This window comes from Caulobacter sp. GW821-FHT12D05 (assembly GCF_058807295.1).
In genome coordinates, this window is record NZ_JBXAQO010000003.1 from 405,791 (window position 1) to 421,987 (window position 16,197).

The 16,197-nt window shown below is 68.9% G+C and carries 11 protein-coding genes and 1 pseudogene; 5 read left to right on the forward strand and 7 right to left on the reverse strand.

Features of this window, described 5'->3' with window-relative positions; all coding sequences use genetic code 11:
* Positions 1–61: 61 nt before the first annotated feature.
* A complete protein-coding gene (locus AC1RRR_RS14760; RefSeq protein ID WP_492814190.1) occupies positions 62–2,209 on the reverse strand; it encodes an ATP-binding protein in 2,148 nt (715 codons plus the stop codon).
* 109 nt (positions 2,210–2,318) lie between these two features.
* Positions 2,319–4,415 (reverse strand): hypothetical protein, encoded by a 2,097-nt coding sequence (locus tag AC1RRR_RS14765; protein ID WP_492814192.1) that lies wholly within the window; start codon positions 4,413–4,415, stop codon positions 2,319–2,321.
* Positions 4,416–4,562: 147 nt separating this feature from the next.
* Here AC1RRR_RS14765 and AC1RRR_RS14770 point away from each other — a divergent pair, with 147 nt between their 5' ends.
* The gene (locus AC1RRR_RS14770; RefSeq protein ID WP_492814194.1) at positions 4,563–5,585 is read left to right on the forward strand and encodes an MBL fold metallo-hydrolase; all 1,023 of its coding nucleotides are present in this window, start codon (positions 4,563–4,565) and stop codon (positions 5,583–5,585) included.
* Positions 5,586–5,624: 39 nt separating this feature from the next.
* On the opposite strand, the gene AC1RRR_RS14775 is transcribed toward AC1RRR_RS14770, so the two are convergent.
* Together AC1RRR_RS14775 and fdxA are read right to left on the reverse strand one after the other, a co-directional pair.
* Positions 5,625–6,128, reverse strand: coding sequence for a CarD family transcriptional regulator (locus AC1RRR_RS14775; protein ID WP_492814195.1), 504 nt, complete (start codon positions 6,126–6,128; stop codon positions 5,625–5,627).
* A 351-nt stretch (positions 6,129–6,479) separates the two neighbouring features.
* Positions 6,480–6,821 carry a ferredoxin FdxA gene (fdxA, locus tag AC1RRR_RS14780; protein ID WP_295109221.1) on the reverse strand — a complete coding sequence of 114 codons (342 nt, stop codon included), beginning with the start codon at positions 6,819–6,821 and terminating at the stop codon, positions 6,480–6,482.
* A 276-nt stretch (positions 6,822–7,097) separates the two neighbouring features.
* Between fdxA and AC1RRR_RS14785 the strand changes: the two genes are divergently transcribed.
* Both AC1RRR_RS14785 and AC1RRR_RS14790 read left to right on the forward strand, forming a co-directional pair.
* Positions 7,098–9,182: a putative bifunctional diguanylate cyclase/phosphodiesterase gene (locus AC1RRR_RS14785; protein WP_492814198.1), complete on the forward strand. Its 2,085-nt coding sequence runs from the start codon at positions 7,098–7,100 to the stop codon at positions 9,180–9,182.
* A 43-nt stretch (positions 9,183–9,225) separates the two neighbouring features.
* On the forward strand, positions 9,226–10,557 hold the full coding sequence (locus AC1RRR_RS14790) for an ATP-binding protein (RefSeq protein ID WP_492814200.1): 1,332 nt from the start codon (positions 9,226–9,228) through the stop codon (positions 10,555–10,557).
* A gap of 192 nt (positions 10,558–10,749) precedes the next feature.
* On the opposite strand, the gene AC1RRR_RS14795 is transcribed toward AC1RRR_RS14790, so the two are convergent.
* Positions 10,750–11,037 (reverse strand): RNA-binding S4 domain-containing protein, encoded by a 288-nt coding sequence (locus tag AC1RRR_RS14795; protein ID WP_492814202.1) that lies wholly within the window; start codon positions 11,035–11,037, stop codon positions 10,750–10,752.
* The gene (locus AC1RRR_RS14800; protein WP_492814204.1) at positions 11,034–13,580 is read right to left on the reverse strand and encodes a helicase-related protein; all 2,547 of its coding nucleotides are present in this window, start codon (positions 13,578–13,580) and stop codon (positions 11,034–11,036) included. The genes AC1RRR_RS14795 and AC1RRR_RS14800 overlap by 4 nt, the downstream gene beginning before the upstream one ends.
* A gap of 23 nt (positions 13,581–13,603) precedes the next feature.
* On the opposite strand from AC1RRR_RS14800, the pseudogene AC1RRR_RS14805 reads away from it, so the two are divergent.
* Positions 13,604–13,734, forward strand: a pseudogene (locus AC1RRR_RS14805) (hypothetical protein).
* Here the strand turns inward: AC1RRR_RS14805 and AC1RRR_RS14810 are convergent.
* On the reverse strand, positions 13,731–15,365 hold the full coding sequence (locus AC1RRR_RS14810) for an amidohydrolase (RefSeq protein ID WP_492815252.1): 1,635 nt from the start codon (positions 15,363–15,365) through the stop codon (positions 13,731–13,733). The pseudogene AC1RRR_RS14805 and the gene AC1RRR_RS14810 overlap by 4 nt on opposite strands.
* 91 nt (positions 15,366–15,456) lie before the next feature.
* Here AC1RRR_RS14810 and AC1RRR_RS14815 point away from each other — a divergent pair, with 91 nt between their 5' ends.
* Positions 15,457–16,032, forward strand: a complete 576-nt coding sequence (locus AC1RRR_RS14815) for a methylated-DNA--[protein]-cysteine S-methyltransferase (RefSeq protein WP_492814206.1) — start codon at positions 15,457–15,459, stop codon at positions 16,030–16,032.
* Positions 16,033–16,197: the final 165 nt, after the last annotated feature.

A 16,197-nucleotide genomic window follows, 5' to 3' on the forward strand; every position in this document is an offset into this window, starting at 1 on the left:
GTCCCCTTACGAACGATCAGCTAGCCCGCTTCGTTCGCCGGGGGCAACGAGAGACGCCCCCTTAGGCGGCCCGGGCGCCGCCGATGACCACGTTCCAGAGCCTTTCGCGGTCGATCGGCTTGGCCAGGTGGGCGTCGGCGCCGGCGGCCAGGGCGGCTAGCTGGTGCTCGGGACCGATATTGGCGGTCAGCATGACGATCGGCGTGCGGCCCTCGCCCCGCGCGGCCTCGATGGCGCGCAAGCGCCGGGTGGCGGCCAGGCCGTCGACGCGGGGCATCTGCATGTCCATCAACACCAGGTCGAAGCGGTCGCCCTCGAAGGCCTCGATGCCCTCCTGGCCATCGCACGCCATGACCAGTTCGACGCCCAGCGGGGCTAGCAGCAGCTCGACGACGGCGCGGTTGACCTCGTGGTCCTCGACCAGTAGCACCCGGGCGGGGCGCTCGGGCAGTTCATTGGCCGCAACGGGCGCGGCCGCCGTCGCCACCCGCAGCGGCACGGTGAAGCGGAACAGGCTGCCGACGCCGCGCTTGGACCGCGCCTCCAGCGTCCCGCCCAAGAGCTCGACGATCGCCTTGCAGATGGGGAGGCCCAAGCCACCGCCGCCATAACGCCGCGACAGCGAGCCGTCGGCCTGGGTGAAGGGCTGCAGCAGCTTGGGCAGCAAGGCCTCGTCGAAGCCGACCCCGGTGTCGCGCACCTCGACGGTCAGGCTGCGGGTCGTGGGCGAGGCGGTGGGCAGGGTGGCGATCGAGACCACGACCTCGCCCTCCTCGGTGAACTTCACGGCGTTGGCGGCCAGGTTGCCGACCACCTGGGCCAGGCGGGCCGGATCGCCCTCGAAATGGCCGTCGGTCTGGGCGTTGAGGTCCAGGCGCAGGGTCAGGCCCTTCTCGGCGGCGCGAGCGCGCAAAGGGGCGATGGCGTCCTCAATGGTCTCGACCAGGTCGAAGGCGGCCAGTTCCAGCTTCAGGTCGCCGGCGTCCAGGCTGGCGACGTCCAGAATATCGGACATCAGCCGCTCGACGTCGCGGCCCGAGGCGCGGATCAGGTCGACCATGCGCCGCTGCTCTTGGCTGAGCGCGGTCTGGGACAGGGCGCTGCTGGCCCCGATGACCCCGTTCAACGGGGTGCGGATCTCGTGGCTGATATTGGCCAGGAACACCGACTTGGCGCGGTCGGCGGCGGCGGCGTCCTGTTCCAGCTGGGCGCGCTCCAGCTGGCTCTCGCGGAAGGCCACGACGGTCTCGGCGATGCGGCCGAACTCGTTGCGCTGGTCCAGGTGCGGGACCTCGACATCCAGGTCGCCGGCGATCAGCCGCGACATGGCCGCGATCAGCCCGTCGATCCGCCGGGTGATGCCCCGGTGGATGGCAAAGGCCAAGGCTAGGGCGCCAGCCACCGAGACCGCCACGATCAGCAGGCTGACCCCGAAGCGGATGACCAGCAGGTCCAGCTCCTGCTTGACCGAAGCGTGCAACTGGCGGGCGCTGACGTCCCAGGCCGCCGTGGCCGCCTTGCGCAGGCGTGCAAGGTCCGGCCGCGCCCCCGCCGCCACGGCCTCGCGCTGCGACAGGGCGTCCGCGCGGGCCAGGTTCAGCTCGGCCCGGCGCTTCTCCAGCAAGGCGCCGATCGCGACGTCGGGATGGTTGCCGCCGGCCTTGACCAGAGACTGGTCCAGGATCTCGGCCTGGGCGTTCAGCCGCTCATAGGCCGAGAACACCCGCTGGCGACGGCCGGTCATCTCGTCGGGCAGGGCGCCGACCTGGTCCAGGCGCGCGATCGCGGTCCAAAGGTTCGGCAGGCCGACGGCGGCCGTGTCGCCCAAGTAGAAGCGGGCGAGATCCCGGTCCAAAGTCAGGTTCGAGGCGTCGGCGATCGCGCCGATCAGCACCGCTCCGGCCTCGGCGCGGTTGCCGGGCTGGGCGGCGGCGAAGGCGTGCAGCGGGTCGACGACGCCCAGCTTGCGAGCGGGTTCTTCCAGAGCCTGGATCTGACGGTGGGCGGGATCGACCACGCCCGGCCAGGCCTGGCGCAGCAGTTTCGCGCCGCGCACCTCGCGCTCGGTGAAGGCGATGTCGCGCAGGGCGTAGACGGTCAGGGTCGACAGCAGGATAGCCAGCGGGACCAGGAACAGGACCGTCAGCAGGCTCAGGCGCTGGGCAAGGGTCGTGGCGCCGTCGAAGCGCTTCAGTGGGCCGAGCTGCACGGGGTCTTGCACTCCGGGCCGCCCTCGACCCCGCCCCCCGGCAGGCGTCCGTGCGACCGCACGCGCATATGAGGGCGGAACGCGGCGGGGAGCAAGCTTGGCCGGGGCTTCAGTCCGCGGGGACGAGGTCGCGCGGGCCGCCGACCGCCCGCACGATCTGGTCCGCCATCACGGCGTGGGCCTGGGCGGTCGGATGGATGGTGCCGCTGACGGCCTCGTCGCGGCCCTTCTCGCGCTTGAACACGACATACTGGGTCAGGGCCGCGTCGTTGGCGGTGCGGAACCAGCGGCCCGAACGGGGCGCGTAGGCGTTCCAGTCGGTCGGGGCGGGGTACTTCGGGTTCCAGCCGGCGGCGGTCCAGCGCGGCCAGCCGAATTCCTGTTTGTAGGTCTGGCCAAGGCCGTCGCGAGCGCACAGGCCGTGCCGCGCGGTGACCGGCGCCTGGTCGACCACGTTCCAGCCGCTCCGGGCCATGACCTCGCCGACGCTGCGGTTCAGGTTGGCCCAGGCGCGCTTTTCGAGCACGCAGGCGGAATAGTAGGCGACGTTGTCGGGGGCGCCGTAGAGGCAGTCCTTGCCGTCCGGCGCGTTCGCGATGCCGAAGCTCGTTCTATCGGGCTTCAGGAAGGCGGGCGCGCGGGTGAACTGGGCCAGCCACGGTTCGCGCTGCTTTTGCAGGCCTTCGTCCTTTTCGGGGATGACACCGACCCCGGGCGGCTTGGTCCAAAGCTCGCCGCAGAGCCGCCCCTCCTCGTCGCGCAGGATGCTGGGGTACAGGGTGTGGATCTTGACCTTGGCCTTGGCGCCCAGGCCCGAGAGGTCGAAGGCGCGCGCGCCCAGATCCAGCATGGCGGGCAGGTCGATCAGCGCCATTTCCTCGGCGGTAGGGGCATAGTTCCAGGTCAAGGGGTTCCACTGGCTGGCGATGGTCTGACAACGCCATTGCCCGGGGACCCTAAGGGGGCAGACCAGGCCCATATCCGGGTTGCGGCTGTCTTCCAACTGGCTGTTGGCCAGGAAGAAGACGCTTCCCGGGACACGCCCGGCCGCCGGCATCACGGCCCAGGCGGCGACGCCGGCGAAACCGATGTCGTTGCCGCCCAGGGTGTTCAGCACCACGTCGGGCTGCCGCCGCCAAGACGAGCAGGTGTTGACGACCACCTCCTGCCGGCTTTGTCCGGGCTTCTTGCGGGTCTTGCTGGAAAGCTGGTTCCAGTAGGTCAGGCCTTGGGGAATGGATAGCTTCCGCTCCGGCCCCTTGGTTTTACACAGCAGGTCCACCGCCTGGTTGATCTGGGACTCTCTGTAGGCGATCGAGTCCCACTCGCCGCCGGCATGGCGCTTGCCGCCCGGCGCCGAGGTGCGCGGCGCGACGAAGCCGTCCAGCATGGTCGCGCCCGAGCAGGCGAACGAGACGAAGGTCACCGATCGCCGCCGGTCCCGCGCTGCCAGGCTGAGGGCCGCCAGCGCATGCTGAGACAGCAGGGAGCGATGGCAGGTGTTGTCCCACCAGTCGGCCGAGGCGTCCTTGTCCAGCTTGAGCGACGACCACCAGTCGATCCCGCCTCGCTTGGCGGCCGCACCTTTGGCGGTGAGGTGGGACCAGTCGGTCGGGCGATCAGGATTGCCCTCGCCGGCGGCGAACGAGTCGCCCAGGGCCAGGATCAGGGTGTCCTCGACCCTGACGCAGGTTGCGACGGGCGCGCCGCCGGCGATCTCGGCGGTGACGTCGACGTCCGTGGCGGGTTCGACCTCGAGCGCCGTCGCCTCGGCGCAGGCGCGCGGGGCGGTGGTGTTCGCGCCGATCCGCCAGACGCAGTCGCCCGCCTGGCCCGGCATCCGGATCCAGATCCGGCGGTGATCGGGCGTCAGGAACGCCTTCTTGTCGTCGTCGTAACGCTCGGTCGACCGGTTGTAGAAGGTCGCCTTATAGAGGCCGCCACCGGGCAGGTCGGTTTCCACCAGATGGCGGATCGCCGTCTCATAGGCCTTTTCCATCGAGACCGTGGTCGATCCCGCATTGGCGGCGGCCAAGTCGTCCAGCAGGGCGTCGCCGGCCTGGCGACCGGCCTCGGTCTTGTTGAACAGGGCAAACCCGCCGGCGACCTGCCAGTCGATCCGCGAGTTGTCCGCGCAGGCCGCGAAGGCGGGGCCGGCGATGAGGCCGAGGCTGAGCGCCGCCACAACCGCTATCGTCTTCCGCATCTGGCCCCCCGACCGTCTTACGCTATGAGCGAAGTCGGCTCATCCAAGGACTCAAGGTTGACGGCGTCAAGCTGGGAAACCATCGTTCACCCAATCTAAGGGGCTGAGGGCGGCAAGGTGGGTCCTATTCGCAGCGTTTTCGCCGGCGTGAGCCTGGGTCTTGCGCTGCTGGCGGGGCCTGCCGCCGCCGAGCCCGGCCCCGTGACGGAAGGCTGTCCCAAGGACAAGAACTTGGCCACGAGCGCGCCCGCCGGGCCGCTGAAGGTCACGTTTCTCGGCGTCTCGACACTGCTGTTCGACGACGGTGAAAGCCAGCTGCTGATCGACGGCTACTTCACGCGGCCCGACCTGGGCGACACGCTGTTCGGGCGTATCGGGCCTGATCGCAAGGCGCTGGAGGCGCAACTCGACAAGGTCGGCGTCAAGCGCCTGCGCGCCGTGCTCGTGGCGCACGCCCATCACGACCACGCCATGGATGCGCCGATGATCGCGCAGTTGCGCGAGGGGACGGTCGTGGTCGGCGGAACCTCGACCGTGAACCTGGGTCTCGCCGCCGATGTGCCCAAGACCCAGCTGTGCACGGTCCATGATCGCCAGACGCTTTATTTCGGTCCCTACGAGGTCCAGGTCTTCAAGGCGCCGCACGGTGATACGGGCCGCCTGCTGGGCTGGCTCCTGACCGGCGACACGCCGTCGACCCAGACCCTGCCGGCCCACTTCCGGAAGCTGAAGGACAGGGAGAACTTCTCCTACCGGATCCGCCATGGCGACCGCGCGATCCTGGTCCATCCCAGCGCGGGCTTTTCCCGCAACGCCTATGCCGAGGTCAGCGCGCAGGTCGTGTTCCTGGGCGTCGGTCGGCTGGGCAAGCTGTCGCAGGAGAAGGTCACGACGTACTGGCGGCAGGTCGGCGGCGCGGTCGGGGCGTCGACCGTCGTTCCGGTCCACTGGGACAACTTCACGCGGCCGATCGACAAGCCGTTGAAGCCGCTGCCCTGGCCGCTGGACCGCTTCGAACGCGGACAACAGAGGCTGGGCCGCGCGATCGCCGAGAGCGACCGGCCAGCGGCGATCCTGCGCCTGGACGCCCATGACGCGCTGGTCGTCGCGCCGGGCGGGGCGGTGTCGGTCGTCCGCCCGTCCGACCCAAACAAAAACGCCCCCCGCTGAGCGGAGGGCGTCTTCGTATTTCCGAAAGCCTGGAAAGGCTTAGGCGGCCTTGACCAGCGACTTGGTCAGGATGCCGATGGCGGCTTCGCGGTCGATGCGCTCGATGGCGGCGACTTCGCGGGCCATGCGGTCCAGGGCCGATTCATACAGCTGGCGTTCCGAATAGGACTGTTCCGGCTGGTTCTCGGCGCGGTGCAGGTCGCGAACGACCTCGGCGATCGAGATCAGGTCGCCCGAGTTGATCTTGGCTTCGTACTCTTGAGCGCGACGCGACCACATGGTGCGCTTCACGCGGGCGCGGCCCTTCAGGGTGGTCAGGGCTTGCGAGACGGTGCCGCCTTCGGCCAGCGGACGCAGGCCGGCCGTCTTGGCCTTCTTGGTCGGGACGCGCAGCGTCATTTTTTCATGGTCGAAAGTGATGACGTAGACTTCGAGCGACATACCGGCCACTTCCTGGGTCTCGACCGCCTGAATGGTGCCCACGCCATGCGCGGGGTAAACGACGTGATCGCCGACCGAGAATTCCAGACCAGTCTTGCTCATGTTCGTCCTCATGTATGCGGGTCCTCGGGACCCGAACGCCGTAACCCACCCCAAATCAAAAACGACAGGTTCTTGCTCCGCGGAAGAAGGTGCGCGGGGCCAAGCCTGTCAGGATTTGGAATAGATCTCTAAGACACCCTTCGCCTTCGATCGGGCGAGCCGGTTCAAAGTGGTTTGTTGAAACGGCTTCTTCGACAAGACGGACGGTCGCGAATAGCCGCAGCCGTCACGTCGAGGGCGACAATAGCATAAAATTCAGCCCTATGAAAGGGTTGCGTCCCGGCATGCGGGACGAACCGTCAAGCTTTCACGGCCTGACGTCTTTTGACGCTTGAGAAATCGCGGGGGCGCTTAGGAGCCCTTGCCCGGCTTTTCGCTGAAGTACTTCTCGAACTTGCCGGTCTCGCGTTCGAACGCCTCGCGGTCGGCGGGCGGCTCGCCCTTCACCGTGATGTTCGGCCAGACCTTGGCGTAGTCGGCGTTGATCTTCAGCCACTTGCCGTCGGCCTCGTCCTCGGTGTCGGGCTTGATGGCGTCGATCGGGCACTCCGGCTCGCAGACGCCGCAGTCGATGCATTCGTCGGGATTGATGACGAGGAAGTTCTCGCCTTCGTAGAAGCAATCGACCGGGCACACCTCCACGCAGTCCATGAACTTGCAGCGGACGCAGGCGTCGGTGACGATGTAGGTCATCGAAAACTCGGATGAGGTCGGACGGAGTTAGGCGCGGGCGTTTTCGAAGTCCCAGGCCCTCTTGTCAATGCGGCTTGGCCGCACGCGGTCCCAGGAATTCTCTAGGCGTGGCCAGGGCGCGACCACTTTCTGCACGTCCTTATGCGTTCTGCAGGAATGCCGCGCGACATCTGGTCGTCTTGGGTTCGTCTGGGCGCAAACCATTTCTTATTGAACGAACGTGATTATGCGGGTCAGGAAACGCCCAATAAAAACAAAGTCGGAAAGCCGACAAATATGAAGATTGACGCCTTGGCTGTCCAACCCACGCTGGAAGCCGATACCGCCACACGCGCCCTGGCCAGGGCGCGTGCGCGCGCGTTCGGTGAGTTCGTCCGCGAGATTCCCTTCGCCGCGGCCTTGCTGGACCGCGATCTGACGCTGGTGGCGGTCAGCCGTGAGTGGGCGCAGCAGGGCATCGCGGCGGGCGTGGCCATCGGCGCCGACGCCGGGGCGGGCGGCCTGGTGGCTCCCGAGGACGCCGGCGTGCTCTTGGCCTGCGCCGAGGAAGGCGTGCCGTTTTCGCGTTATCTGCCGACGCTTGACGCTCAGGGCGTCCAGCACGTCTGGCGCACGGAGTTCTCCGCCTGCGTGGACGCCGGTGAGAACTACGCTGTCATGATCACCGCCCGCGACGTCACCGGCTATGCCGAGAGCGTGTTGCGCGCCGAACGCGATCAGCAGCGCCTGAAGATGGCGCTGGAGCTGGATGACCTGCTGGTCCGCGAATACGACCTGCGCACGCGCGAGATCTATTTCTCGGGCACCGCGCCCGAGCTGCAGAAGTGGTGCCTGTTCGACAAGGACCCGCTGGAGATCGTCCATCCCGACGACCGCCAGCGCTGCGCCGACGCCGTGGCCACCCGCAAGATCGGCGAGGCCCGGGTCTTCGAGTTCAAGCTGAACCGCGACGACGGGCTCGAGACCTGGGTCCGCTCGGTCGGCAAGGTGTTCGTCGGGGCCGACGGCAAGCCCGAAAAGCTGGTCAACCTGTTCAAGGACATCACCGACCGCCGCCGCCAGACCGAGGCGATCGAGACCCTGGCCTTCAAGGACCCGCTGACGGGATTGCCCAACCGCGCCCTGTTCCAGCACCGCTTCCAGGAGGCGGTGACGGCGTCCGAGACGCTGGGCGAGATGTTCGGCCTGATCATGATCGACGTCGATCATTTCAAGGACATCAACGACAGCCTGGGCCATGACGCGGGCGACGCTCTGCTCCGGCGCCTGGCGGGCATGCTGGAACACGCCTTCCGCAGCAACGACACGGTGGCCCGCCTGGGCGGGGACGAGTTCGCGGTGATCCTGCGCGGCCTGCATGGCGAGGCCGACATGCTGCGGCCGATCGGCAAGCTGCAGGACCTGCTGCGCCAGCCCATCGAGCATGGCGGTCGCAGCTTCACCGCCAGCGCCAGCATCGGGGCGGCCCTGCACGGCGACCCCGACGCCGACCCGGCCCACATGATCAAGAACGCCGACATCGCGCTGTACCGCGCCAAGGAGGCCGGCCGAAACCGCAGCATCGTGTTCGAGCCGTCGATGCGGTCCGAGGTCGAGCAGCGGCTGGAGCTGCTGCGCGACGTGCGCATGGCCCTGGCCGACAACGAGTTCACTCTGTTCTATCAGCCGGTGGTCGACATCCGCGAGAACAAGGTCGCCGGCTTCGAGGCCCTGATGCGCTGGGTGCACCCCGAGCAGGGCGTGCTGACCCCGGCCCGCTTCATGCCCGCCTTCGAGGACCAGGACCTCTCCCTGAAGCTGGGCGACGTGGCCTTCGAGGCGGCGCTGCGCCAGATGCGCGAATGGCTGGATGAGGGCGTCGACTTCGGCCGCGTGGCGGTCAATATCAGCTCGGCCCAGTTCCGCTCGGGCCGTCTGGCCGAGGAGATCCAGGAGCGCCTGGCCCGCTGGAACGTGCCGTGCGAGCGGCTGACCATCGAGGTCACCGAGAACGTCTATATGGGCTGGGGCTCAGACCTGGTCAGCGACACCGTGCGCCGCCTGCATGAGGCCGGAGTGATGATCGCCCTGGACGACTTCGGCACCGGCTATGCCTCGCTGGCCAACCTGCGCCAGTTCCCGATCGACCGGCTCAAGATCGACAAGTCCTTCGTCCAGAACACCGAGGACGAGGCGATCGTGAAGGCCGTCATCACCCTGGGCACCTCGATGGGCATGAAGGTGGTGGCCGAGGGCGTCGAGGACGCCGAGCAACTGAAGGCGCTGGAGCACTATGGCTGCGACCAGGTGCAGGGCTACCATTTCGGCCGTCCGATGCCGGCCGACGCGGTGGCGGGGTTCCTGAAAGGCTTCGGCGGTTAGCCCTTAGTGGCCTGCGACGCCGCCGATCGTGTAGCGTCGGCCCATGACACTGACGGTGCGCAAAGTGCTGCGGCGATCCCGCGGCTTCGTAGGGCGATCCATCTGGGTGGTGGTCGCCATCGTGCTGGTGCAGCTGACGGCCAGCGTGGCCTTCTACAGCGCCATCGATCGCCAGACCCTGCGCGAGGACCACGCCCGCCGCATCGCCGAGCTGCTGGTGGTCGGCGAGCGGGTCGCCCGCCTGACCCAGGCCGATTTCGACCAGGTGATGAGCTCACACTACCTCCAGGCCGAGGTGGTCGCCCTGCCGCCTGAGGGACCGCCGACCACCCGCGATCAGACCGACGAGGCCAAGGCCATCGCCGACTATGTCCAGCGCTGGGAGCCGGCCCTGGCCGGCCACCCCCTGCGCCTGTGGTCCGAGAGTCGGCCAGATGGGGGGCGTGACTTGGTCGGCGTCATGGGGTTGAAGGACGGCCGGTGGTTGACCTTCCGCTCGCGCAACTTCCCCCGGCCCTGGCCGATCGCCCTGCGCGCGGTGGCCACGACGCTGGTCTTCTCCCTAGCCTGCGTGGCCCTGGGCGCCTACGCCCTGCGCCAGCTGGGCGAGCCGCTGCGCCGCCTGACCCAGGCCTCGCGCCACGTCGGTGAAAGCCCGCCGTCGCCGATCGTGGTCGAAGGCCCCAACGACATCGTCGAGCTGGGTCGGGCCTTCAACGACATGCAGCGCCGCATCGCCAGCCTGATCGAGGACCAGGCCAAGGCCATGGAGGCGCTCAGCCATGACCTGCGCACGCCCCTGGCCCGCCTGACCCTGGCCGCCGACTATATCGAGCCCGACGACATCAAGACCCTGGTCGCCGACAACACCCACGAACTGGACGCCATGTTGCGCTCCCTGGCCGACTGGCTGCGCGCCCAGCACTCGGCCAGCACGGCCGAGGTCGTCGACCTGCCGTCGCTGATCCAGGGGATCACGGCGCGCTGGCCGGACGCGGTCCGCTACGAGGGCGACAAGGCGCTGCTGGTCACCACCCATCGCGGCCCGCTGGAACAGGCCCTGATCCGCCTGATCGACAACGCCGTCCGCTTCGGCGGCCAGGCCAAGGTGCGGCTGTCCGACGGTCCGGACGGCCCGCTGATCGAGGTGCTGGATCACGGTCCCGGCCTGACCGACGAGGCCATGGCGCGGATCTACGAGCCGTTCTTCCGGGGCGACGCGGCGCGGGCGCGGGATACGGGCGGCTTCGGCCTAGGGATCCCGACGGCCGAACGCCTGATCAAACGCTTCGGCGGCAAGCTGGTGATCGGCAACCGCGAGGGCGGGGGAGTGAGCGCGCGGGTGTGGCCGCCTCTCGCAAACCCTCTCTCTTAGAGAGAGGGAGGGGCCCACGCAGAGCGTGGGAGGGTGAGTGGTTACACCCTCAACCGGCGTGCCGGCACATCGCTCGCAGCAGCGCCAAGATCACCCACGGGCTTCGCCTACCCACTCACCCTCCCACCGCTTCGCGGCGGGCCCCTCCCTCTCTCCATGAGAGAGGGTTTCGGAAGGGCTGTTCCGGCGGTTCTAACCCTCGACGGCCTCGTACAGTCCGCGCGCTTCCGTCGCCGGCCCGCGCCGTTCGCCGCAGTCCAGCACCCGCACGGCAATCAGTCGCCCGCCGAGCCCGAACACCACCACATCGCCGGGCTTCAGCGTTCGGGAGGGCTTATCCACCCGGCTCTCCGTCCCCCCTCGGGTCAGGCGAATGCGGCCTTCGTCGACGAATTTGGCGGCCAGGGAGCGGGTCTTGAAGAAGCGGGCGCGCCAGAGCCAGACGTCGGCGCGGACGCTGTCGCCATGGGTGTCGGTCATGACGCGGCTTTCTGGGCGGCCGGCTTGCGGCGGCGCGGTTTCTTCCGCCTCGGCGGCGGCTCGGTCAGCTTGGCGAGCGCGGCGAACGGCGAGTCCGGCCGCGCTTTGATCGGCTTCTGTTCCAGCTTGGCCGCGCCGCGGCGTTTCCAGACGATCGGCTGGTCGGGCTTGGCGCGGATGGCTGGGGTGTAGTCCAGGGCCCGCAGCACGTTGGAGGCCTGCTTGGTGGTCCAGCCCAGCTTTTCCAGGGCCTTGTCGGTCAGGATGACGCCGCCGTGGTGCTGCTCGGCGCGCAGTAGGGCGTCCAGTTCTTCCAGCGCCTCCACGGGCACGCTGAACCCGGCCACGGCGCGCAGGCCGCTGGCCGACAGCTCACGGGCCGAGGGTTCGGGTGAGGGCAGGGCCTCCAGCGTGGTCAGCGCCCCGCGCCAGCCGGTCGGGTTCAAAGCACGCGCGCAGGCGATGGCCTCGGCCTTGATCGCGGCCGGGCAGTAGAGGCTGAACGCCCCGATCCGCACGCCCAGGCTCTTGAGCGTCCGGCGTTCGCCTTGGCTCAGGGCTTTCAGCTCCGGATCGACCGGCCGCTTGTCCAACACCCCGCCGGCCTCCAGCAGGCGGTGGGCCACGCCGCGTGGCAGGCCGCGCAGCTCGCCGCCACCCAAGGCGCGCTCCAGCTTGCGCAGCGGGGCCAGATGCTTGTCGACCTCCGAGGCCAGGAACGCGTCCAGCCGCCGCTCGGCTCGTTCGCGCACGGCGGCCGCGCCCAGTTCGCCCAACAGGCGGGCGCGGGGCGAGAGCAGGGGCAAGTCGCGGCGCACGGCCCCGGCCGCCTCGCCGCGCCACAGGATCGCGCCGTCGGGCGTCAGGGCGAAGGCGTCGTCGGGCTCGCTGGCCATCACGCCCAGGCGGCGGGCGATCTCGGGGCCGACCGCGCGCTGGGCGGCATTGCGCAGGGCCTTTTCCTCCAGGGGCGAGGCGGCCTTGACCGGGGTGAAGGCCACGCCCGACAGGTGGCCGACCACGTGGCCCTCGACCGTCACCTCGCCGTCCTGGCCGACGCCCGCGTACAGCGTCTCGCGCTCGCCCAGCTGCTTCATCAGCACGCTGGTGCGGCGGTCGATGAACCGGGCCATCAGCTTTTCGTGCAGGGTGTCGCTGATCCGGTCTTCCAGCTGGCGGGTCAGGCCCTGCCAGTGGGCGGGGTTGGCCACCCAGTCGGGGCGGTTAGCGATGTAGCTGAGCGTGCGCACGCCCGACAGCCGCGCGGCCAGGCTGTCGATCTCGCCGTCGACCCGGTCCAGCGCCTTGAACTGGCCGTTGACCCAATCCTCGGGCAAGCGCTTGCGGCCGGTGGTCAGGTCGTCGAACAGGGTGCGCGCCATGCGCTGGTGGTCGTCGTCGGTGGTCTTGCGGAAGTCCGGCGTCTGGCACACGTCCCACAGGCGCAGCAGGGCCGAGCGGTCAGTCTTGCAGCGCTTGATGACGTCCTCGTCCTTGGCCAGGGCGCGCAGGGTGCGTTCGTCCAGCGCCTCCTGCGACAGCGACAGGCTCTTGCGTCCCGGCGGCTCGTTCAGCGAGCGCAGCAGGCCGGGCAACGAGCCGAAGTCCAGGCGCGCGTTGCGCCACTCGGCCTGGGTGATCGGCTCGAAGGTGTGGCTTTCGACGGCCTCGACCAGATCCTCGTCGATCTCCTCGCAGTCGCCGGTGACACCAAAGGTGCCGTCGCGGGTGTAGCGGCCCGCCCGGCCGGCGATCTGGCCGACCTCCTGCGGATAGAGCCAGCGGGTGCGCTTGCCGTCGAACTTGCGAAGCCCCGCGAAGGCCACGTGGTCGACGTCCATGTTCAGGCCCATGCCGATGGCGTCGGTGGCCACCAGGAAGTCGACTTCGCCGGACTGGTAGAGCGCGACCTGGGCGTTGCGAGTGCGGGGGCTCAGGGAGCCCATCACCACGGCCGCGCCGCCACGCTGACGCCGGATCAACTCGGCGATGCCGTAGACCGCGTCTGTGGAGAAGGCGACGATCGCCGTCCGTCGCGGCAGGCGGGTCAGCTTCTTGGAGCCGGCATAGGACAGGTTGGAGAACCGCTCACGCCCGACGATCTCGGCGTCCGGCAGCAGGCGGCGGACCAGCGGACCCATGGTCCCGGCGCCCAGGAACATGGTCTCGAACTTGCCGCGCGCATGCAGCAGGCGGTGGGTGAAGATGTGGCCGCGCTCGGGATCGGCGCACAGCTGGATCTCGTCGACCGCCAGGAAGTCGACCTCGCGGGCCAACGGCATGGCCTCGACCGTGCAGACGAAATAGGCCGCGCGCGGCGGGGTGATCTTCTCCTCGCCGGTGATCAAGGCCACGCTGGCCTTGCCGCGCAGCTTGACGATCCGGTCGTAGATCTCGCGCGCCAACAGGCGCAGCGGCAGGCCGATCATGCCCGAGGCGTGGCCCAGCATGCGTTCGACGGCCAGATGGGTTTTGCCGGTATTGGTGGGCCCCAGGACCGCGGTCAGCTTCGAAGGGGCCAGGCCGGTCGAACGGTCACTCATACTGGGAAGGTGGGGCGGGAATCGTGGGGAGGCAAGGCGGTGCGTCCTTCGAGGCTCGCCTTCGGCTCACACCTCAGGATGAGGAATTCAGCAAAGACGACCTCATCCTGAGGTGCGCGCTCCTGAGCGCGCCTCGAAGGACGCACGGCGTTAGCGGCTGAACACCACCTTCCCGTCCACCACCGTCAGCACTGGCTGCGCCGTCAGGATCGCCTTCGGTTCCACCGTCATCAGGTCCCGATCAAAAGCCGTCACGTCCGCCTTCTTCCCTGCCTCCAAGGTCCCCAGCTCCTTCTCGCGGAACACCGCATAGGCCGGCGCCAGGGTCAGCATCTTCAGGGCCTGGGCGCGGGACACCGCCTCTTCCAGATGCCAGTCCTCGTTGGCGAAGCCGGTCAGGCTGTGGCGATAGACGGCGGCGTAGAACTCGATGCGCGGGTCGCCGACCTCGACCGGGGCGTCCGACCCGGCGGCGACCACGACCCCGGCCTTCAGGAAGTCGTTCCAGCGATAGCCCTCGTGCAGGCGCGCCTTGCCCAGGCGCGCGGGCGCGAAATAAAAGTCGCCGATGGCGTGGCTGGGCTGCATCGAGGCGATGACCCCCAGCTTGGCGAAGCGCGGCACGTCGGTGTCGGCGACGATCTGCGCGTGCTCGATGCGCCAGCGGGCGGCGGTGTCGCCCGAGAGGCTCTGCTCGAACCAGTCCAAGGTCATGCGGTTGCCGCGATCGCCGATGGCGTGCATGGCCACCTGGGCGCTGACGGCCTTGGCCCGCTTCATCAGGGCCAGGCCCTTGTCCTGCGGGGTCAGCTGCAGGCCCAGGCTCTCGGCGTCGCTATAGGGTTCGAGCAGCGCCGCGCCACGCGAGCCCAGGGCACCGTCCATATAGAGCTTGATGCCGCGCACACGGATGAGCCCCGTGGCGTCGCTCGTGGGACCCTTGGCCAGCACCTCGGCCGCGCCGCTGGGGTCCATGTAGTTGTCGACACGGATCTTGAAGGCGCCCTTGGCGGCCTCGTCGCGGATCAAAGCGAGGTCGTCGCCCATGACGCTCATATTGTCCAAGCCGGTCCAGCCGCGCGCGGCATAGAGCGCGCCGGCCTTGCGGACGGCCTCGCGCTTCAGGGCCTCGCTGGGCGGCGGGATGACGCCCTCGACCAGGCTCTGGGCGTGGTCGATCAGCATGCCGTCGGGAGACCCGTCGGCGCCTTTCAGGATCTGGCCGCCGGCCGGGGCGGCGGTGGTCGCCGTGACGCCCGCCTTGGCCAGGGCGGCGCTGGAGGCGACGCTGGCGTGGCCGTCCGAGCGTTCCAGCACGACGATGCGACCCGGCGCGGCGGCGTCCAGGTCGGCCTTGGTCGGGAAGCGCTTCTCGGGCCAGTGGGTCTCGATCCAGCCCCGGCCGAAGATCGCGCCCTCGGGATGGGCGGCGGCATAGGCCTTCACCGTGGCGACCAGTTCGGCGATCGACTGGATCTGGTCGAGATTGAGAGTCAGCTCGCGCAGGCCGATGCCGACCAGGTGGGCGTGGGCGTCGACGAAGCCGGGATAGGCGGCGGCGCCCTTCAGGTCGATGTCGCGGACGTCCTTGGCGGCCTTGGCCTTCGCGGCGACCAAGGGGCCGACGAACAGGATCTTGTCGTCGCGGATCAGCACCGCCTCGGCGGTCGGCGCGGCGTCGACCCCGGTGTGGATCGGACCACCGTGGATCAGGATATCGGCCGCGTTCGCCGAGGTGATCGAGGTGGCGGCCAGCAGGGCGGCTAAGGGGGCGGCGAGAAGAATCGGGCGCAAGGCCAGCCTCCGAAAACAGCAAGTTCCGGAAATCGTACGGGCCGCACCTCCCAACTCGCAACAGGCCTGCTATTTTTCTCGCATGACCGACCAGGGTTTCACCCTTTTCGACACGGTGATCGGGCGCTGTGGCCTCGCCTGGGGCGATCGCGGCCTGATCGGCGTGCAGTTGCCGGAAAGCTCGCCGGGCGCGGCCTGGGCGCGGCTGCGGCGTCGGTTTCCCGACGCGATCGAGGCCGAGCCTTCGCCGGAGATCGACGCGGTCATCGAGCGGATCCGCGATCTCTTGGCCGGCGGCCGCGACGACCTGTCGGACATCCCGCTGGATCTGGACGGCCAGTCGGCCTTCAACCTGCGGGTCTACGAGATCGCCCGGGCCATCACGCCGGGCGACACCTCGACCTATGGCGAGGTGGCCAAGGCTATGGGCGAGCCGGGCGCGGCGCGAGCCGTCGGCAAGGCCCTGGGCGAGAACCCCTGGCCGATCGTGGTGCCCTGCCACCGCGTGCTGGGCTCGTCGGGCAATATGGGCGGCTTCTCGGCGCCGGGCGGGGCGGAGACCAAGGCCAAGCTGCTGACCATCGAGAAGGCCAAGACCAGCGCGGTCCCGACGCTGTTTGACCTGGAGTTCTCGGTCGCGCCGCCGCGCGGGGTCTGAGGGACCGCAACCTCGCCCTTCGACAAGCTCAGGGTGAGGTTTCTACTGATACCGCGTCAAAAGTAGTCCTCATCCTGAGCTTGTCGAAGGACGAGGACGGGCCGATGGCGGTTGGTTTTCAAAGCTTCTGAAGATCGTCCGACCACGCCTCTTAACGCGCGGTAA